The following is a 19,703-nucleotide window of genomic DNA, read 5'->3' as shown; positions in this document are numbered from 1 at the left end:
GCTTTATGGGGGGTTATTTGATTCCGGAGAAGTTGAGCGACTGGACCAGCCGTCGCCCGAGGAAGATCAGCAGGAGCAGGACGGGAAGGACCGACAGCGTCGAGCCGGCCATGAGCCCGGTCCAGTCAGGAGCGGTGTTGGGCGACTGCTGCAGGAAGACGCCGAGCGCGACAGTGAGGACGCGGGTCTCCTCCTCGCGCCCGGTCAGCAGCGGCCACAGGTAGTCCTTCCACGCCCACACGGTCGTGGTGAGCCCGATGGTGATCAGCGGCCCGCGGCTCATCGGCAGCACGATGCGCCAGAAGATGCCCCACGCGCCGTTGCCGTCGAGCCGGGCCGCCTCCTCCACGTCCCGGGGGATGGACAGGAAGAACTGCCGCAGGAAGAAGACCGCGAACGGGGTCATCAGGATCGACGGGGCCACCATCCCGGCGAAGGTGTTGACCAGGTCGAGGTTCTTCACCAGCACGAAGTTGGGCAGCAGGGTGAAGACCGGCGGCACCATGAGCGCGGCGATCACGATGCCGAAGACGACCTCGCGGCCCGGGAAGCGGAGCCGGGCGAACGCGTACCCGGCCATCGCGCAGAAGAACGTCTGCAACGTCGCGATCAGGCCGCTGTAGACGATCGAGTTGAGCAGGTAGCGGGCGAAGTCGATCCGCGCGCCGGAGCCGCCCGCCGCGCGGGCCTCCTCCTGGCTGGTGAGCCCGAGGATGCGCAGGAAGTTCACCATCGTGGGGTGCGACGGGAACAGGGCGCCGCTGTCGGCGTAGAGGTCGGCGGCGGGGGTGATCGCCGTACGGACCATCCAGTAGAAGGGGAACAGAGTGAGTACGAGGGCTCCGGCCAGGATGACCCAGGCCCACGCGTTGCCGATGCGCCGCAAGATGTGTCTCTCCTCAGGCCAGGTCCGAGCGGGACGCCCGCAGCAGCCGCATCTGCACGACCGTGAGCACGCCGAGGACGAGGGCGAGCAGGAGTGCCGCCGCCGAGGCGTAGCCCATGTGGAAGTACTGGAAGGCCTGCTGGTAGATGAAGTAGTAGATGACCCTGATCGCGCTGGTCGCTCCGGCGCCGCCCGCGGCCACGGCGACCGTGTCGAAGATCTGGAACGAGCCGATCATCGACACGACCAGCACCAGGGCCAGGACGGGCCGCAACATCGGCAGCGTGATCGAGCGGAACATGCGCAGCTCGCCGGCGCCGTCGAGGGCGGCGCTCTCGTACAGGTGCGGCGGGATCTGCAACATGCCGGCGTAGAGCAGGAGCGCGGTGTAGCCGGTGTACGCCCACGAGTTGACCAGCCCGATCGTCGGCATGGCCCAGTCGGGTGAGACGAAGAAGCCGACCGTGCCGAGGCCGAGTGCCTTCAGCAGGTGGTTGACGAAGCCGAGGTCGGCGTCGAGCAGCCAGATCCAGAGCAGGGCGACGGTGACGTTCGGCACCAGCCAGGGCAGCAGCAACATCGCGCGCAGCGCCACCGACCGGGTGAGGCGATGCATGATCCCGGCCAGGAGCAGGCCGAACAGCATCTGCGAGCCGATGTTGATCACCACGTAATAGGCGGTGACCTGGATCGAGTGCCAGAACTGCGGGTCCTGGAGGACCTTGGTGTAGTTGTCCGCGCCGACGAACTCGGGGTCGTTGAGCAGGTTGAAGTCGGTGAGGGAGTACCAGAACCCGCGGACGCTCGGGTAGCCGTAGAAGATCACGAAGCCGGCCAGCGCGGGGATCAGGAAGATCCAGGCCGCCCGGCGATCGTCACGCGGCCGGGCTCGGCTTCGCCGGGGTGTGCCGGCGTCGTCGCTCGGCTCGGCGACCTGCGACCGTTCCTCGGCTCGCATCGTTCTCATCATCGTCCTCGGCGCTCGGTGAAATTGCCCTCTTGTCACGGGGTCACTTCCGAATAATGATGTGTGGCATCGGAAGTTTGTCAAGGGCTCCTCATATTTTGGCGAGCGCTCTGTAGCTGCTCCGAAGGCTTCCGTCCCACGTCAACCCCCATGTAGCGGGCCTTGCACGGCTCGCCGCAGGCTTCGGCCGCTCACGTATCTCGGAGGTTCCTCAGTCATGCCTGCCCCAGTTCTGCCATCGCGGCGGCGTCGCCAGGCCGTTCTCGCGGCCTTCGCCGCCGTCGCGCTGGCTCTGTTCCCGGCCGCCCAGGCGTGGGCGTTCGCGCCGGTCCCCGGCGGGGTGCCGTCCCGGCCCGCGGTCCCCGCGTCGCCCGACCCGTCGCTCCAGGCGCATCCGCTGGCGTCCGCGCCCTCGCCGCTGGACAATCCGCTCAAGGGGTTCGCCCGCTTCTACTCGCCGGGGAGCGACCAGAACACCGGCTACCCGCGCTCTCTCGCGTGGAGCTATTTCGGCCTGTCAGAGGTGATGACCGACGCGGCCGACTGCTCGAAGTACAACTGGGCCATCGTCGACAGCGCGCTGAACGAGATCGCCTCGTACGGCAACCAGGCGGCCGTGCGGCTCTACATGGAATATCCCGGCGGCACCGGAAGCCACCCGGGCAACGCCATCCCGCACTGCTTCGACGGGCACGTCACGTACCGGACCAACACCACCTGGGGCACCACCAGCCCGGACTACGACAGCCCGTACCTGCTCAGCGCGCTGAACAACTTCATCGCGGCCTTCGGCGCCCGGTACGACGGCGACCCGCGCATCGGGTTCATCCACCTGGGCCTGATCGGGCTGTGGGGGGAGTGGCACACCTGGCCGTACGACACCGACACCAGCGGTGACACCTTCCCGAACTTCATGCCGACCGACGCGCACGCCGCGCAGATCCTCCAGGCGTACGACAACGCGTTCGGCACGACCAAGCTGGAGCTGCGCTACCCCGACTCGGCGGCGGGCGCGGCCACGAACCGGGACATCGGCTACCACGACGACTCCTTCTGCTACCGCGAGGGCTCGCCGCTGGCCGGCGTCACGCTGCCGCAGTCGCTCGGCGGGGCCGGCTGGGCCCAGCTCCAGCGGGCGCTCAACGCCGGCGCGGAGAACAAGTGGATCACCAACTCGATGGGCGGCGAGGTGCGGCCCGAGATCCAGCCCTCGGCGTTCGCGTCCTGGCCCGGCGGCTCCGGGCAGGTCGACAACATGAAGGCGTGCATCGAGCTGGAGCACACCACCTGGAAGATCAACGAAGGAAGCCAGAGCTACGCGCCGGGAGACCCGAACGTCGCGGCCGCCGTCCGGCTGATGGGGTACGACCTCACCGTCGACAACGCCTACTTCAAGAACACCGCGAGCGGGACCACGAACGTGGGCGTACGGGTCAGCAACAAGGGCGTGGCGCCGTTCTACTATCCGTGGACGGTCACCCTCGGCCTGAAGAACAGCGCGGGGACCGTGGTCAAGACCTTCGACACGCCCTGGGACCTCCGCACGGTCATGCCGCTGAAGATCCGCGCGTTCCCCGACTGGGGCGTCGGCTCAGACCCGACATATCTGGACTACGGCTACCCGCAGTACTTCCAGACCGGCGTGAGCCTCACCGGCGTGCCCAACGGGAGCTACCAGTGGGTCCTGCGGGTGAAGAACCCGCTGGAAGCCGTCTCCGCGAACGCCAAGAAGCTCCGCTTCGGCAACGCCACCCAGGGCGGCGACGGCTGGCTCGGCCTCGGCTCGGTCACCGTCGGCACGGGCGGCGGCACGGACACCACGGCGCCGACCGCGCCCGCCTCGCTGACCTCCCCGTCGCGCACCACCAATTCGGTCACCCTGTCCTGGACGGCGTCGACGGATGACGTCGGCGTGGCCGGATACCGGATCTACCGCGGCGCCACCCAGGTCGGGACCTCGGCGACGACCTCCTTCACCGAGACCGGGCTGACCCCCGCGACCTCCTACACCTACACCGTCAAGGCGTACGACGCCGCGGGCAACGCCTCCGCCGCGTCGTCGGCCGTCACCGTCGTCACCCTGCCGTCCACGGCCGCGGGCCTGGTCGTGGACGACTTCGACGGCAACCCGGCGTACCCGTCCGCCGCGCGTAACGACCTCGGCAAGTGGACCGGCGGCAACGGCTTCGTCAACGGCGGCGGCTCGGGCGCGGTGTCCGGCGGGGCGCTCAGCCTGCGGTACGCCAACGGCGGCTGGTTCGGCAGCGACGTGAACACCGGCCTGTCCGCGCACACCTATCTCGTTCTCCGGATCAAGGGCGCGGCAGGGGGCGAGCAGAGCCACTTCCACGTCAGCCTCGGCGGGGTGACCAAGCTCCTCGGCGACTACACGCTCGACGGCGGCGGCCATCCGGCCGTCACCACCGCGTACCAGGACATCAAGATTCCGCTGTCCGCCAACGGGATCAACCGGGCGTCTCCGGGACAGCTCTCGATGGGCTTCTGGTACGGCGGCAACAGCACCGTCACCATCGACTCCCTCTCCTTCCAGTGACGCGCCGGGGAGGCCGGACCTGCCGGCCTCCCCGGTCACCGGTTGTAGAGCCTGCGCGCCCACAGGTAGCCGCCCAGGGCGATGACCGCGCTCCAGCCGGCCGCCGCCGCGAAGGCGGCGCCGGCCGGGCGACCGGCCAGCAACGCGCGCAGGGTCTCGATGACGGGAGTGAACGGCTGGTGCTCGGCGAACCACTGCAATCCAGCCGGCATCGACTCGGTCGGGACGAAGCCGCTGCCGAGGAAGGGCAGCATCATCAGCGGCATCGGCAGGTTGCTGGCCGTGGTGACGCTCTTGGAGACCATGGCCAGCGCGACCGACAGCCAGGTGATGGCGAACGTGAACATGGCCAGCACGCCGATCACGCCGAGCCAGTCCAGCGCCGAGGCGGCCGGGCGGAAGCCGATCAGCACGGCCGTCAGCGTCGCCGCCGCGATCGCGATGAACGTCTGCACCATCGCCCCGAGCACGTGCCCGGTGAGCACCGAGACGCGGGCGATGGCCATCGTCTTGAACCTGGCGACGATGCCCTCGGTCATGTCGGTGGCCACCGAGATCGCGGTGCCCTGCGCCGCGCCGGCGATCGTCATGATCATGATGCCGGGGGCGAGGTAGCCGACGTAGGCGGCGCGGTCGCCGCCGATGCCCGCGCCCATGGTGCCGCCCAAGACGTAGACGAACAGCAGCAGGAACACCACCGGGACGCCGGCGAACGTGAGGATCAGCGACGGGTAGCGCCAGATGTGCTTGACCTGGCGGCGCAGCATCGTCGCCGAGTCGGCGATCACTCTCATCGGGAGGACTCCTGGGTTGAGGGCTCCTGGGTCAGGCTGAGGAAGACGTCGTCCAGATCCGGGGTGTGCATGGTCAGCTCGGCGACCTCGATGGCCTGGGCGTCCAGCCACTCCAGGAGCTTCTTCAGCGTCTTGACGCTGCCGGAATTGGGGATCTGGACGGTGAGCGCCGCGTCGTTGCGCGAGGTGGCGCCGACGTGGGGCGCCGCCCTGCGGTAGCCGTCGGCGTCGGCGAAGCGCACGACGATGTGGCCGCCGGGGACCAGCCGCTTGAGCTCCGCCGAGGTGCCCTCGGCCACCAGCGCGCCCTGGCTGAGCAGGGCGATGCGGCCGGCGAGCTCGTCGGCCTCCTCCAGGTACTGGGTGGTCAGGAAGATGGTCACGCCGTCCTGATCGACCAGGTCCCTGACGATCTGCCACATGGTGCGGCGGCTGCGCGGGTCCAGTCCCGCGGTCGGCTCGTCGAGGAAGATCAGCTTGGGCGTGCCCACCATGGTCATGGCGAGGTCGAGCCGGCGGCGCATCCCGCCCGAGTAGGCGATCGCGGGCTTGCGCGCGGCGTCGGTGAGGTCGAAGCGCTCCAGCAGCTCGCGGGCGCGCTCGCGGCCTCTGGACCGGCCGAGGTGCAGCAGGTCGGCCATGAGGCGCAGGTTCTCCTCGCCGGTGAGGAGGCCGTCGAGGGCGGAGAACTGGCCGGTGACGCCGATCGAGGCGCGCACTTGGTCGGGCTCTCTGGCCAGGTCGTACCCGGCCACCCTGATCTCGCCGGCGTCGGCCTTGATCAGGGTGGACAGGATCTGCACCGTGGTGGTCTTGCCCGCGCCGTTGGGGCCGAGCAGGGAGAAGATCGTGCCCTGCGGGATGGTGAGGTCGATGCCGTCGAGGACGCGGTGCGTGCCGTACGCCTTGCGCAGTCCCCGTACCGAGATGGCGGGGGTGTGGGCCGGCATCGCGCTCACGCCCGGTCCCAGGTGACGGGCAGGCTGAGCACGCCGTGGATCAGCGAGGGGTCGGTGCGCAACGGCACCTCTTCCGCCGGTACGGCGAGCCGCAGCCCCGGGAACCGGGTGAGCAGCGCGGGAAAGGCGACGCGCATCTCGACGCGGGCGAGCTGCTGGCCGAGGCACTGGTGGACGCCGTGGCCGAAGGCGAGGTGCCCGGCGGCCGAGCGGCGCAGGTCGAGCAGGTCGGGGTCGGAGAACTTGGCCGGGTCCCGGTTGGCGGCGTTGAGCGCGATGACGACCGTGTCGCCGGCCTTGAGCAGGCGGCCGTCGAGCTCGACGTCCTCCAGGACGCCGCGCAAGCCGGTGCCGGCGATGGTCAGGTAGCGCAGCAGCTCCTCCACGGCGCCGTCGGCCAGGCCGGGGTCGGCCCGCAGAGCGGCGAGCTGGTCCGGGTTGCGCAGCAGGGCGAAGGTGCCGAGCGCGAGCATGTTGGCGGTGGTGTCGAGGCCGGCGCCGAGCAGGAAGGCGGCCACGCCGCCGAGCTCCTCGTCGGTCAGGTCGCTGCCCGCCAGGTCGCTGAGCAGGTCGTCGGTCGGCTGCGCGCGCTTGGCCAGCCCGAGGCTCCGCAGGTACTCGCCGAGCTCGATGAAGGCGGCGTACTGCGCCTCGGGCTCTTCTGCCTCCGCGAGGGCTCGCGTCTGGCCCTGGAACTGCTCGCGGTCCTCGTACGGCACGCCGAGCAGCTCGCAGATCATCAGGGCGGGGACCGGCTGGGCGAAGACCTCGACGAGGTCGGCGGGCGGCCCCTGCCGCTCCATCGCGTCGAGCCGCTCACGGGTGATCTCGGTGACTCGCTCGGTGAGCAGGTTCATCCTGCGGACGGTGAACTTGCCCGTGAGCATCTTGCGGAAGCGGGTGTGCTCGGGCGCGTCCATGCCGGTCAGGTCGCCGACGGGGGCCGGCGGCAGGTGCCCGCCCAGCGCGGGGTGGTACTGGGTCTCGTACCGGGAGCTGAACCGCGGGTCGGCGAGAATCCGGCGGACCAGAGCGTAGCCGGTGACCAGCCAGACGCCGGGGGCGCCCTCGGGCATGGCCAGAGGGACGATCGGCTGCTCGGCGCGCAGGGCGGTGACCTCGGGGGCCGGGTCGAAGGGACAGGCGGGCGCGCGGTCGAAGGACGGGGAGACCGGCTGGTCGCGATAGTACGTGTTTGACATGCTCTGAAAGCTACGTTGCGTTCAAAATAATTGTCAATCTGGCAGAGTGTATTTGCCCAGCTCAAAGCGATGAAATTGGTGCAATGACGATGAGCTTGAATGCAATGAAACGTTGCAATGGATGGCGGCGAACGCAATACTTGGCGGCATGCCAGGAGGAAGGTTGACCCAGCGGGACCGTCAGCGCATCGCGGCCGGTCTCACAGAAGGACTCTCCTATGCCGAGATCGCCAGGCGGCTCGACCGGCCGACCTCGACGATCGGCCGGGAGATCGGGCGTAACGGCGGCCCCGGCGGCTACCGGCCCGAGCAGGCGCACCGGGCGACGGAGCGGCGGGCGCGGCGCGGCACGCCCTCGGCCACGGGTGGATCGCGGGGCGGCACGCCGGGCGCGGTGGAAGACGGGATCATCGAGCTGGTGGTCGGCATGGGGCTGCCGAAGATGATGGCGCGCGTGCTCATCGGCCTGTGGCTGAGCGAGGACGGCAGGCTCGCCGTGGCCGACCTGGCGCGCACGCTGCAGGTCAGCCCGGCGTCGGTCTCCATGGCCGTCAACTACCTGATCCAGCAGGGGCTCATCAGGCGCGAGCGCGATGCGGGGCGGCGCCGCGACATCTACGTGGTCGACGCCGACACCTGGTACCACTCGACGATGATCAGCTCACGGCAGACGCTCAAGGCGGCGGCGATGGTGAAGGAGGCGGCGGAGACGTTCGGGCGCGACACGCCCATGGGGCGCCGGCTGGCCGGGGGCGGGGCGTTCCTGGAGCGGATCGGCCTCGACACGCTGGAGTCGGCCGAGCGCTGGCGCGGCCTCCTGTCCTGATCAGCCGGCGGCGGGTCCGGCCCACGCGAGGTCGTCGACCGCCAGAAACGGCTCGGCGGCCACGGTCGCGGGGGTCGCCCCGGTGAACGCCTTGACGTCCCGATGCAGGTGAGACTGGTCGACGTAGCCGGTGTCGGCCGCGACCCTGGCCGCGGCCTCACCCGCGACCAGGCGGTGGGCGGCATGGTCGAAGCGGACCAGCTTCACCGCGCGCTTGGGCGGCAGGCCCAGCTGCGACCGGAACCGGGACCACAGGCGCTTACGGCTCCATCCGAGCTCGGCCGCCAGGTCGTCGACCCGGACCAGGCCGCGGTCGCCGACGATCCGGTGCCAGGCCCAGGCCACCTCCGGGTCCACCGGCGGCCCCGCCTCGTGCCGGCGGGCGAGCGACGCGTCGGTCAGCGCGAAGCGATCCGCCCAGGAAGGGGTCTCGCCCAGCCGCTCACGGATCCGTGACGCCTCCCGGCCCCACAGGTCGTCGAGGGCGATCACGATGCCGTCGAGGTCGGCGGGGGAGGCGCCCAGCACCGCGCGGGCGATCACGGGGGACAGGCGGATCTGCACGCATTCGATGTTCTCGCCCCGCGCCCAGACCGCGCCGCCGGACCCGATCCCGGGGCCGGCGACGACGCTTCCCCGCTGCTGCCGTCCACCGGCACAGTCCATGACGGGCGAGCCTGCGCCGAACTCCAGCAGCAGCGTCACGGCCGGGTGCGGGACCATCCGGAGCGCGTCCAGGTCACGGACGCGGAACCCGGCCATGGTGACACCGGCGACCCGGCTGGGCCGCTGGGGGCAGGCGACGTCCCAGACAGCCGCACCGTGGACGAATGTCCGCATCGTCCCATGTTATGCGGGCCGGCTGAGGGAACATTTGTCCAATCCACCGGCGCGTACCAGCGGCGACACTGGGCTCATGACCTCTTCTGACCGCGGACCGCACGTGAACGGCGAGACTTCTTCTGTGGACGGCGACATCCACGTGCGCCAGGACGGCCCTCGCGACGCCCCCGCACTCCTGCTCATCCACGGGTCCGCCTCCTCCACCCGATCGTGGGACCCGCTGGTCCCGCTGCTGACCGGCTCCCACCACGTCATCAGGATCGACCTGCTCGGGCACGGCCGGTCGGCCAAACCGGCCGACGGCAGCTACGCGATCCCGGACCAGGCGCGCCGGGCCGGCGCGGCCCTGGACCGGCTCGGCGTCGAGCGCGCCATCGTCGTCGGCCACTCCAGCGGCGGCGTGGTCGCCACCGCCCTCGCCGAGCAGCGCCCCGAGCGGGTGACCGCGCTCGCCCTCATCAACACCGGTCCCAGCCTGGACGCCTTCATCGCGCCGCAGTCCGCCGCGATCGACCCCGCGCAGTGGCCGCCGACCGACGAGCAGATCCGCGAGTTCGCGAGCACCGGGTTCAGCCGCGCGGGCTACCGGATCCCGCAGGAGCTCCTGGACGAGGTGCGCGTGATGACCTTCCACTCGCTCACCGCGACCATGCAGGCCGCGCGCGGCTACCTGGCGGAACGGGCGCTTCCGGACCGGCTGGCGGGCCTCGGCAAGCCGCTGCTGGTGATCTTCGGCGAGGACGACCGCCGGTGGCGCTCGTCGTCCGCGGCCGGCTACCGCGTCGTTCCCGGCGCGAAGGTCGAGTTGCTGCCCGGTCTCGGGCACTCACCCCTGCTCGAGGATCCGCCCAGGACCGCCGCGCCCCTCCTGGCCTTCACCGCGATCCACGCTGCCCCGTCGGCGGCCGGCCCACGGTAGGGCCTGGGCGCCAGCTTGGGGTCTCAGCTGTCCAGGAGGCCGGCGGGGACGACGGTTTCCCGCCTTTTCCGCTCGGCGTGCATGTCCCAGAGGAGGCCGGCCAGCTCGGCGGGGTCGGCGGCGGGCATGTCGGGCACGGGCTCGCCCTCGGCCTGGCGCCGCTGGTAGTCCTCCTCGAAGGGGGTGCCCAGGATGCGGGCGCCGATGTAGAGCATGCCGACGTAGACGCCCTGGCCGGCGACCTCGGCCGCGAGCGACTGAAGGTAGTTCCGCTGTGCGGCCAGGACGGTGGGCCAGCCGCTCATGTACGGCCGGCCCTGGACGGCGGCGGCCCCCTGGGCGCTGAGGATGGCGCCGTCGCCCCGCTCGGCCATGGCGGGGAGGAACTCCCGGACCAGGGCCATGAGCGTGTACAGCGTCATCGGCAGGCGGTCCTGGATCCGCTCCGGGGTGAGCTCCACGGCGGGCACGAACGCCAGGTCCCTGGGCGCCGGGCCGTAGTAGAGGGCCGTGGGGTTCCCGGCGCTCGCGCGGATCCGCTCGGCGAGCGCCGGGACGGCATCGGTCCTGTCGAGGTCGCCGGTGATCACATGGGCGTTGACGCCGTCGGCGGACAGCTCCCGGGCGAGCAGGTCCAGGGGCTCCTGCCGGCGGGCGACCAGGACGACGTCGTACCCTTCCTTGCCGTATCGGCGGGCGATGGCCTGGCCGACACCCGGACCGGTGCCGAACACTGCGATGGATTTCGTCATGCCGTCCAGCCAACCTCACCGGCGTGCAGACGATCCATGGGAGAACGTCTGAAATGCCTTTGCGTTCGTCTAGGTTGGGTGGGTGGACGTCCTGACAGACCTGCTGCATCGAGCCCGCGCGCAGAACGCCCTGGTCCGGCAGCTGATCCAGCGGCCGCCGTGGGCGATGACGTACGCCGACGCGCCGCCGCTCACGGTCGCGGCCACGCTCGGCGGCCAGGCCTCGATCCGGCTCGGGGATTCGGCTCCCACACGACTTGCCGCGGGTGACATCGCCCTTATCACCGCTCCCGGCGGATACACGATCGCGGACGATCCGGCGACCCCGCCGCAGTTCGTGATCAGGGACGGGCGGAAATACCTTCCCACCGGCGAGCCGGTGGACTCCGTCCCGGAGCTGGCCCCGCGCACGTACGGCACCGGCCTGCCCGGAGCCACCGTCATGCTCCGTGGCGCGTACGAGCTCCGCGGCGACGTGGCCGCCCGCCTGCTTGAGCTGCTGCCGCCGCTGGCGATCGTGCCCGCGGGACCGCGTACCCGGGCGGCCCTCGATCTGCTCTCCGCCGAGACCGCCCGCGACGAGCCGGGCCAGGACGCGGTCCTCGCCCGGCTGCTGGACCTGGTCCTCGTGATCGCGTTGCGGGCCTGGTGCGCCAGGCCGGAGACGACGCCGCCCGCCTGGTACCGGGCGATGGCCGACCCCGCGATCGGGGAGGCGCTGCGCCTGCTGCACGAGGATCCGGCCCACCGGTGGACGGTCGCCGGGCTGGCCGCCAAGGTCGGCATGTCCCGCGCCGCCTTCGCCCAGCGCTTCGCCGCCCTGGTCGGCCGGCCGCCGCTCGGCTATCTCACCGACTGGCGCATGACCCTCGCCGCCGACCTGCTCCGCGACACCCGGCAGACCGTCTCCACCGTGGCCCGCCGGGTCGGGTACGGGGATCCGTTCGCGTTCAGCGTGGCGTTCAAACGCGCCCGCGGACGCACGCCCTCGGACTGGCGCGGCAATGTTTAGCAATCACGAGCCGGTTCTCCATCAGCGGGCCGTCCATCTCCCGCCATCTCGGCGTCCTCAAGGGCGCCGCTCTGGTTCTCAACGCCGTCCGTCCCGAGCAGATCGTCCTGCGCCACACCAAGTGGCGTAACAGCACGAAAGGTGAAGGAACATGAGGTACCCCAGCCTGTCCAGCGTGGTCGAACGACGCCGACCCCGAGAGGACGCTCCGTGGCACGCTCCACCGGATCCTGCACTGACGTGACCTGGCACGAACCCCTCCCACCGGACAGGACGCGGGGGGCAGGAGCCGGGCGCCCCGGCTGTCTCATGGGCGCCGCTCAGCGACCGGACCGGGTGACCGGAGGACGTCGTATCGCAGGTGGGTGACCCGGTCGCCGTGGACGATCTCCGGGTCGCCGAGAAGGGCGGGCGGGCCGTCGTACGCGCCGAAGAACCGCACGCCCTTGCCGAACACCACCGGGACCAGGTTCACCTGCAGCTCGTCCACCAGGCCGGCGGCCAGAGCCTGGCCCAGCAGGTCACCGCCGGTCAGCGACACCTCCTTGTCCCCGGCGGCGGCCTTGGCCTGGGCGATCGCGCCGGCCAGGCCATCGGTGACGAACGTGAACGGCGCGTCGGGGAACGGCCAGTCCTTCGGCGCTTCGTGCGTCACCACGAAGACGGCGTCGCCGGCGGCGGGGCGGCCGTTCCAGCCGTTGGTGAGGTCGAACAGGCGACGGCCGATCACCGCCGTTCCGATCCGCGACCAGGTCTCCTCCATGTAGGCGGCGCTGGCGGCCGAAACGTGGAAGACCCGCTCGGGGTCGCCGCCGTTGAAGGCGACGTCCCCGTTGCCGTACCAGTCGAAGAGCGGGCCCACCTGATCCGACTCGTCGGCGATGAAGCCGTCCAAGGAGACCGTCGCGCTCGCGATTACCTTGCCCATGGCCTGTGACTCCTTTTCCGAAGACCAGATTCGCCTGGGACGTCGGAGCCGGTGCCCCGGATCGGACAGCGGGCGGGCTCGTCACCCGCAGTCGGGAACGACCGCCCCATTGTTGTCGCGGGCCTCGTCGTTTCCCCACCGGCTGAGGTAGTACGCGGAAACGTAGGACCGTCCGCTCGCCCCGGAATTCACCGCGTCCAGGTCGGTCAGCAGCCACCAGTGGTGGTGATTACCGGAGGAATCCCTGATCTCCCTGCCCCATTTCTTGCAGAAGACATAGTTGGTCGCCGCCCAGAGAGTGCCCTGTGGAGTCGCGCCGGCCCCAGGGCGTCACACGCCCTGGCCTGCGCCGGGCCGGAATCACGCGGAATCGGGGGATCAGGACCGTTGAGGTCGTTTGGTTCGCGTCCAGTCTCTGACTGGCGGATGTCTCCTTGTCTGGCCTACTGTCAGCGAGGCCGCACCCCCCTCAAGGAGGTTTCGTCGATGGAACGCCGTAATTTCCTGCGTGCTTCGGTGCTCGGTGTGAGCACCGTCGCCTTCTCCGGCAGTCTCTGGCAGAGCGCCGCTCTGGCCGCACCGGCTCAGAACGCCACCGGTCCCTACGGCGCGCTGCAGGCCGCCGATGCCAACGGCATCCAATTACCGGCCGGCTTCACCAGCCAGGTGATCGCCCGCTCCGGTCAGACCGTCCCCGGCACGTCCTACACCTGGCACAACGCTCCCGACGGAGGCGCCTGCTTCGCCGACGGCAGTGGCTGGATCTACGTCTCCAACTCGGAGATCAACCCCGGCGGCGGCGCTTCGGCCGTCCGGTTCGACTCCGGCGGCGGAGTCACGTCCGCGTCCCGGATCCTGTCCGGCACCAGGACGAACTGCGCGGGCGGCAAGACGCCCTGGAACACGTGGCTGTCGTGCGAGGAGGTCAGCAGGGGCTTCGTCTACGAGACCTACCCGTTCGGCGGCACCGCCGTACAGCGGCCGGCGATGGGCCGGTTCAAGCACGAGGCGGCCGCCGCCGACCCCGTACGGCGGGTGATCTACCTGACCGAGGACGAGACCAACGGGCGGTTCTACCGGTTCGTCCCTGCGACGTGGGGCGATCTGTCCTCCGGCACGCTCCAGGTCATGGTGGCCGGATCCGCTACATCGGGCTCGTTCACCTGGGCGAACGTCCCCGACCCCGACGGCTCCCCGACTGTCACGCGGAGTCAGGTGTCCGGCTCCAAGTCGTTCAACGGCGGCGAGGGCTGCCACTACGCCGGCGACACGGTCTGGTTCACCACCAAGGGCGACAACCGGGTCTGGCAGGTCGATCTGACGAACAACACCTACGAGCTCGCCTACGACGACAGCCTCGTCAGCCCCGGCACCCCGCCGCTCACCGGCGTCGACAACGTCACCGGCTCCACCTACGGGGATCTCTACGTGGCCGAGGACGGCGGCACCATGGACATCTGCCTCATCACCCCGGACGACAAGATCTCCCCGTTCCTGCGGATCACCGGCCAGAGCGCGTCGGAGATCACCGGGCCGGCCTTCAGCCCCGCGGGGAACCGGCTGTACTTCTCCTCCCAGCGCGGCACCTCGGGATCGTCGTCCGGCGGCATCACCTACTGCGTGACCGGCCCGTTCAGGACCTGAAGCTCGCGCGCGAAGGCCGTCGTGTATGTGCCGGTGCATGCCCACCGGTTGACTCGTGACGCATTTGTTCCTGTCTCGTGATAGATGACCAGAATGAACTGATCGTTATCCTTCTCTTCAGCCTCTCTATGCACATCGTTCACATGGGCACTCCAACGTGTCCGCCCGGGAGCAGGCTGTCTTGCCGGTCTGTTCCGGCACGGTAAGAGAAGGGACAGGCCCTGATGCGGCCAGCAGTACGAACATTCCTGAGTGGTTTATCAAGCTGGGGGCGTCTCGCCACGGCGGGCGCGGTCGCGGTGGTGCTCGTGAGCACCCTCGTGACGGCGGCGTACGCCGACCCCCAGCCGGCCACTCCTTCCCCCACCCCATCGGCCTCCTCCTCAACAGGGCAGGAGCGGGGACGGCCCAGCCCGACGCCGACCAGCTCCAAGACCCCGCCGGCGCTCACCCCCGCCGCGGGCTCCTATCTGGAAGGCACGGTGAAGGTCGCGGCGGTCCCGGCCGCGGCCGGTGACAGCGTCACGAAACTCGCCGTGGACGACACCGCCCTCGAAGCCACCAGGACCGTGGGCGTCTCCAAGCTCGGCTTCGACGTCGGCTCGAACTCGACGGAGGCGCAGTACCACAGCTACGTGCTCGTCAACGGCACCTACCGCAGCGACATCGGCGACTACGTCAACCAGCGGGCCTCCATCGAGATCCCCAACGAGAGCCTGGTCAAGGGCGAGAACACCGTCGAGTTCGTGGTCGGCTCGATCACGTCCTCCTGCGGCGTCAACCACGACGACTTCGTGCTCTCCGACGTGGGCCTCGAACTGCTCGGCGAGGTCGCGGACGGCGAGGACAACCCGTACACCTTCTCCTTCGGCGACGGCAGCTGCGGCACGAACACCACGCTGCTCAAGCGGGCCACGCTCAAGTTCTTCGTGCTGGGCGACCCGCAGGGGACCAGCGGTCTCGCCGCGGACGTGGACACCACGAAGCTGGCCAACGGCGAGCACGCCATCACCGCGACCACCGCGTCCGGGGCCAGCGTCAAGAACACCGTCACCGTGAACAACGCCCCGGCCGGCGCGCCGCGGCTGACGCCCACGGACGGCACGCTCGTCGCAGGCACCAAGTCCGTCTTCGCGACCGTCCCGGCAGCCGGTGCGGGCGGCGTCAAGTCCCTCACCGTCGACGGCGACGAGCCCGCCACGAAGGCCACGCTCGGCAACGGCGCCGCGAAGCTCTCCTTCGACGTGGGGGCGGACTCGATCGACGACAAGTTCGACAACTTCCTGCTCGTCAACGGCAAGCGCATCGACCTGGGCGGCTCCTGGGCCGGCCAGCGGGTGACCGTGGGGGTGCCGGCCAGGTTCCTGGTGCCGGGCGACAACACGATCAAGGTCGTCACCGGGGACTACAAGGAGTCCTGCGGCAACAACCGCGACGACTTCACCATCGCGAACCTCGCCCTCGACCTGGACGGCGCCACGGTGACCGGCCAGGACATCAAGGCGTCGTACGAGCTGGGCGACGGCGCCTGCGGCAGCAGCCAGACCGCCCTGCGCGAGGCCGAGCTGCGCTACACGATCGACGCCCCGGCCGTGCACGTCACCGAGACGCTCGGCTCCGGCGACGCGACCCTCAGCTTCAACGTGGGCAGCAACTCGATCGAGGCGCGCTACCAGAACCACGTGCTCGTCAACGGCCAGAAGATCGTGCTCGACGGTGACTTCGTGAGCCGCCGCGTCGATCTGACGGTCCCGAACGAGTTCCTGGTGCCCGGCTGGAACACGATCGACTTCGTGGCCGGCACCTTCCCGACGTCGTGCGGCAACAACCGCGACGACTTCACGATCTCGAACGTCGCCCTCACCCCCGCGCAGGGCACGGCGGCCGGCCAGCTGCTCAAGGCCTCGTACGGCATGGGCGACGGCAACTGCGGCGACACCGTGAACCCGCTCATCGAGATCGACCTCGAATTCCTCGTGGACGGCCAGGCCCGCGGCCTGCGCGCGGACCTCGACACCACCGCGATCAAGGACGGCAAGCACACCCTGTCGGCCACGTCGGTCACCGGCGAGGTCGCCACCCGTCTCCTGATCTCCGACAACTCGGCGCCGAAGGTGGGCAAGAGCGTCCCGGCCGCGAAGGAGCGGATCACCGCCTCGGTCGTGCTCGACGTCAAGCTGGAGGACGCCTCAGGCGTCGTGTCCGGCCCTGACGTCAAGCTCGACGGGCAGCCGATCGAGCTCGGCGCCCAGGTGGGCCCCGGCCTCCGGGCCGGTGCGCACACGCTGACCGTGACCGGGGCCGACGGCCTCGGCAACACGGCGGTCCGCGAGATCGTCTTCGAGTCGGCGGGCATCCCGGACGTCCCCGCCGAGCTGAGCCCGGCGCTCGGCGCCGTGGACGTGTCGGACCCCGTCAAGCTCTCGGCGAAGGTCGCCGAGCCGGACGGCGGGCAGGTGACGGCCACGTTCTCCGAGGCCAAGATCCTCGCGCCGGAGCAGGTGTACCAGGGCACGGCCCAGACCCTCCCGACGACCCTGCAGGTGCCGGGGGAGAAGCGGGTCAGGACCGACGGACTCGACCCCGCCGACGGCAAGACGCTCGACGCGCCCGCCGGTCAGGAGCTCACCTACCAGCGGTTCGACGTCAAGGTCGAGGGCCACGTGGACGCGCCGGTGCTGCGCTGGGAGGGCGTCATCGACCCCCAGCGGCTGGCCTCGCTCCGGGTCTGGAACACCAAGGCCAAGGCGTGGGACCTGCTGACGAGCGCCCGCGGCGTCGCCACGGGCAAGACCGTGCTGACGGCCGTGGTCGACGAGAAGTACATCGACCGGCGGGAGGTGCACGTCATGGTGACGGGTGAGGACCCGTTCGCCGACGACATCGCGCCGGGCGACCCGAACGGCTTCGCCGACCCCGCCACGTACGACTTCTCGATCGTCCACTTCACCGACACGCAGTACATCTCCGAGGGCGCGGTGGAGCAGGAGACGCCCGAGGAGCGCGCGGTCTGGGAGTCCGCCTACTCCGGCGTCGTCAACTGGATCAGGGACAACAAGGACCAGCGCAAGATCTCGTACGTCGCCCACACCGGCGACATCATCGAGAACAACATCCGCAAGCCGGCCGACGAGGCCACGCAGCGGCAGATCACCGGCGAGTTCGAGGTGTCCTCGAAGCAGCAGCGCGTGCTGGACGACGCCGCCATCCCGAACGGCGTGATCGCCGGCAACCACGACAATCAGTCGGGCACCGAGAACGGCCCCGAGGCGATCTACAACCAGTACTACGGCCCCGGCCGTTACCAGGACGCCGCGAAGGGCTGGCAGCACGCCGAGTACGGCGGGCCGTGGAAGGAGGGCGACAACCAGAACCACTACGACCTGTTCTCCGCTGGTGGCCTGGACTTCGTCGTGGTCGGCCTGTCGTACGGGGTGACGAGGGAGGAGGCCGAATGGGCCGACTCCGTCTTCAAGAAGTTCCCCGGCCGCAACGGCATCCTGCTCTCGCACGACTACCTCGTGCCGAGCACCAACCCCGACGGCCGTGGCGCCGGATTCGCGGCGCCCGACGGCTCGATGCTCTACAAGACGGTGGTCGAGAAGAACGCGAACGTCTTCCTCATCCTCGCCGGTCACGAGCACGGCGTGGGCACCAACGTGAAGCCGAAGGTCGGCCAGGTCGGCAACGGCGTCGTCGAGCTGCTGGCGGACTACCAGTTCTACACGGTGTCGGCCGACCGGCTCGGGCTCACGGAGATCGGCGGGTACAACCCGCAGGACCAGCTCCAGTTCGGGGCGAGCTTCTTCCGGCTGCTGCAGTTCGACGTCAAGCGGGCCGAGCTGAGCGTGGACACCTACTCGCCGCTGCTCAACGACTTCGGCGCCGCCGAGTTCGACCCCCTGCGCCGCTACAACGGCCTGGAGGACAACATGGTGCTGCCGGTCGATCTCACCTCCCGTACGACGACCTTCCAGACCGACTCCCTGGCGCTCTACAAGCCCAGCCGGATCATCGGGAAGAGCAAGGTCGCCTCGGGCCAGGTCGCCTCGGTCACCTGGAACCGCCTCAAGGACGACACGGCCTACGCCTGGTTCGTCACGGCCCGTTCAGCCGGCGGCGGCGTGACCGCTTCCGAGCCGAGCGTGTTCGTCACGAAGGACGAGCACGGCCGTCCGGGCAAGTGGGGGCCTGACTCGCCCATGTACCACTGGTTCAACCGCTGATCCAGCGCCGCCCCGGACCTCGTCCGGGGCGGCTTCTACCCCTCTGACCGGGAGAAACGACACATGTTCCGCTGGCTCAGGCTGTCCGCCGTCGTCCTCGCCGTCCTGCTGGCCGGTCTGGCGCGGCCCGCTCCGGCGGCGGCGCACGACGCCACCACGACCGCGCAGGCCGTGGTGACCGGCACGGGCGCGAACGTCAAGGTCGTGCTCGACCTCGAATACGACCTGCTCATGAAGTCGGCGTGGCTCTACGCCGAGGCGTACGACGCGAAGGAACGAGCCGAGCAGCTCCGCCAGCTCACGATCAACCGGGCCGCGGTGAACGACTACATCACGGCACGCTTCGCCGTGGCGTACGACGACAAACCGTGCGTCCCCACGCAGACCGGCGACGCGGACGTGCGCCCGCGCGGCAAGGTGCCCTTCGCCGTGGTGACGCTCGCCTACGCCTGCGCGGGCGGCAGCGGCGGCACGTACGCGATCTCCAGCGCGCTGTTCCCCGACTCCGAGACCTTCGTGCACAGCACGAAGACCATGCTCACCTACGACCTCGACGGCGAGCGGGGCTCCGCCGTCCTCGCCGCGCTGAGCCCCACGGTGCGGGTCGGCGAGCAGCGGACGGCGAGTCAGATCGGGGAGTTCTTCCTGCTCGGCGCCGAGCACCTGCTGTTCGGCCTGGACCACGTGCTCTTCCTGCTGGCCCTGCTCATCGGCGCGCGCCGCCTGCGCGACGTCGTCGTCACGGCCTCCGCCTTCACGGCCGCGCACAGCATCACGTTCCTGCTGGCGGCGATGGGGGTCGTGACGGTGCCCGGCGCGATCGTGGAGCCGATCATCGCCGGCTCGATCATCGTCGTGGCGCTGGCGAACCTCCTGGGCCGGGACGAGGACCGGCTGGGCAGGTGGCGGCTGCCGATCGTCTTCGCCTTCGGCCTGGTCCACGGGCTGGGCTTCGCGGGCGCGCTGGACATCGACGAGAGCGGGTCATGGGGGCTGCTGCTGTCGCTGCTCAGCTTCAACGTCGGCATCGAGGTCACCCAGCTCGTGCTCATCGCGGTGCTCTTCCCGCTGCTGGTGCTGCTGCGCCGCACGCCCGCGACCCGCTGGGCGGTGGCCGCGCTGTCCGTGCCGATCGTGCTGGTCAGCCTGTACTGGTTCCTCGACCGCATCCCGCTGACCCTCTGAGTCGCC

At 70.1% G+C, this 19,703-nt stretch carries 15 protein-coding genes; 7 read left to right on the top strand and 8 right to left on the bottom strand.

All coding sequences use genetic code 11. The features are described 5' to 3' along the window. Positions 1–13 precede the first annotated feature (13 nt). Positions 14–886, bottom strand: coding sequence for a carbohydrate ABC transporter permease (locus tag ABEA43_RS43495; RefSeq protein WP_345571608.1), 873 nt, complete (start codon positions 884–886; stop codon positions 14–16). Positions 887–899: 13 nt separating this feature from the next. Next, positions 900–1,844, bottom strand: coding sequence for a carbohydrate ABC transporter permease (locus ABEA43_RS43490; RefSeq protein WP_345571607.1), 945 nt, complete (start codon positions 1,842–1,844; stop codon positions 900–902). Between the two features lie 226 nt (positions 1,845–2,070). Here ABEA43_RS43490 and ABEA43_RS43485 point away from each other — a divergent pair, with 226 nt between their 5' ends. Next, on the top strand, positions 2,071–4,407 hold the full coding sequence (locus ABEA43_RS43485; RefSeq protein WP_345571605.1) for a fibronectin type III domain-containing protein: 2,337 nt from the start codon (positions 2,071–2,073) through the stop codon (positions 4,405–4,407). Positions 4,408–4,442: 35 nt separating this feature from the next. Here the strand turns inward: ABEA43_RS43485 and ABEA43_RS43480 are convergent, their stop codons facing one another. From ABEA43_RS43480 to ABEA43_RS43470, 3 genes are read right to left on the bottom strand one after another with little or no spacing between them, the layout of a single operon-like run. Further along, complete coding sequence (locus ABEA43_RS43480; RefSeq protein ID WP_345571603.1) at positions 4,443–5,201, bottom strand: ABC transporter permease; 759 nt, start codon at positions 5,199–5,201, stop codon at positions 4,443–4,445. Beyond that, positions 5,198–6,151, bottom strand: coding sequence for an ATP-binding cassette domain-containing protein (locus tag ABEA43_RS43475; RefSeq protein ID WP_345571673.1), 954 nt, complete (start codon positions 6,149–6,151; stop codon positions 5,198–5,200). The genes ABEA43_RS43480 and ABEA43_RS43475 overlap by 4 nt, the downstream gene beginning before the upstream one ends. A gap of 5 nt (positions 6,152–6,156) precedes the next feature. Further along, the gene (locus tag ABEA43_RS43470; RefSeq protein ID WP_345571601.1) at positions 6,157–7,362 is read right to left on the bottom strand and encodes a cytochrome P450; all 1,206 of its coding nucleotides are present in this window, start codon (positions 7,360–7,362) and stop codon (positions 6,157–6,159) included. A 163-nt stretch (positions 7,363–7,525) separates the two neighbouring features. Between ABEA43_RS43470 and ABEA43_RS43465 the strand changes: the two genes are divergently transcribed. Next, the gene (locus ABEA43_RS43465; protein WP_345571599.1) at positions 7,526–8,188 is read left to right on the top strand and encodes a helix-turn-helix domain-containing protein; all 663 of its coding nucleotides are present in this window, start codon (positions 7,526–7,528) and stop codon (positions 8,186–8,188) included. Here the strand turns inward: ABEA43_RS43465 and ABEA43_RS43460 are convergent, their stop codons facing one another. After that, a complete protein-coding gene (locus tag ABEA43_RS43460; RefSeq protein WP_345571597.1) occupies positions 8,189–9,028 on the bottom strand; it encodes an AraC family transcriptional regulator in 840 nt (279 codons plus the stop codon). It lies immediately after the preceding gene. A gap of 76 nt (positions 9,029–9,104) precedes the next feature. Between ABEA43_RS43460 and ABEA43_RS43455 the strand changes: the two genes are divergently transcribed. After that, positions 9,105–9,950 (top strand): alpha/beta fold hydrolase, encoded by an 846-nt coding sequence (locus tag ABEA43_RS43455; protein WP_345571595.1) that lies wholly within the window; start codon positions 9,105–9,107, stop codon positions 9,948–9,950. A 23-nt stretch (positions 9,951–9,973) separates the two neighbouring features. Here the strand turns inward: ABEA43_RS43455 and ABEA43_RS43450 are convergent, their stop codons facing one another. Then, complete coding sequence (locus ABEA43_RS43450; RefSeq protein WP_345571593.1) at positions 9,974–10,702, bottom strand: SDR family NAD(P)-dependent oxidoreductase; 729 nt, start codon at positions 10,700–10,702, stop codon at positions 9,974–9,976. A gap of 82 nt (positions 10,703–10,784) precedes the next feature. Here ABEA43_RS43450 and ABEA43_RS43445 point away from each other — a divergent pair, with 82 nt between their 5' ends. Then, the gene (locus ABEA43_RS43445) at positions 10,785–11,714 is read left to right on the top strand and encodes an AraC family transcriptional regulator (protein ID WP_345571591.1); all 930 of its coding nucleotides are present in this window, start codon (positions 10,785–10,787) and stop codon (positions 11,712–11,714) included. Between the two features lie 307 nt (positions 11,715–12,021). On the opposite strand, the gene ABEA43_RS43440 is transcribed toward ABEA43_RS43445, so the two are convergent. After that, positions 12,022–12,642 (bottom strand): dihydrofolate reductase family protein, encoded by a 621-nt coding sequence (locus ABEA43_RS43440; RefSeq protein WP_345571589.1) that lies wholly within the window; start codon positions 12,640–12,642, stop codon positions 12,022–12,024. Positions 12,643–13,128: 486 nt separating this feature from the next. Here ABEA43_RS43440 and ABEA43_RS43435 point away from each other — a divergent pair, with 486 nt between their 5' ends. The 3 genes from ABEA43_RS43435 to ABEA43_RS43425 all read left to right on the top strand — a co-directional run bounded on the left by ABEA43_RS43435 (position 13,129) and on the right by ABEA43_RS43425 (position 19,697). After that, positions 13,129–14,286: an alkaline phosphatase PhoX gene (locus ABEA43_RS43435; RefSeq protein WP_345571587.1), complete on the top strand. Its 1,158-nt coding sequence runs from the start codon at positions 13,129–13,131 to the stop codon at positions 14,284–14,286. A gap of 308 nt (positions 14,287–14,594) precedes the next feature. Beyond that, complete coding sequence (locus ABEA43_RS43430; protein ID WP_345571585.1) at positions 14,595–18,512, top strand: metallophosphoesterase; 3,918 nt, start codon at positions 14,595–14,597, stop codon at positions 18,510–18,512. Between the two features lie 63 nt (positions 18,513–18,575). Continuing rightward, positions 18,576–19,697, top strand: coding sequence for a HupE/UreJ family protein (locus ABEA43_RS43425; RefSeq protein WP_345571582.1), 1,122 nt, complete (start codon positions 18,576–18,578; stop codon positions 19,695–19,697). The last annotated feature ends 6 nt before the right edge of the window (positions 19,698–19,703 follow it).

The sequence above is a fragment of the Nonomuraea rosea genome, assembly GCF_039539705.1.
Lineage (GTDB): Bacteria > Actinomycetota > Actinomycetes > Streptosporangiales > Streptosporangiaceae > Nonomuraea > Nonomuraea rosea.
Note: the sequence above shows the minus strand (reverse complement) of the source record. Positions and strands in the feature narration are given on the sequence as shown.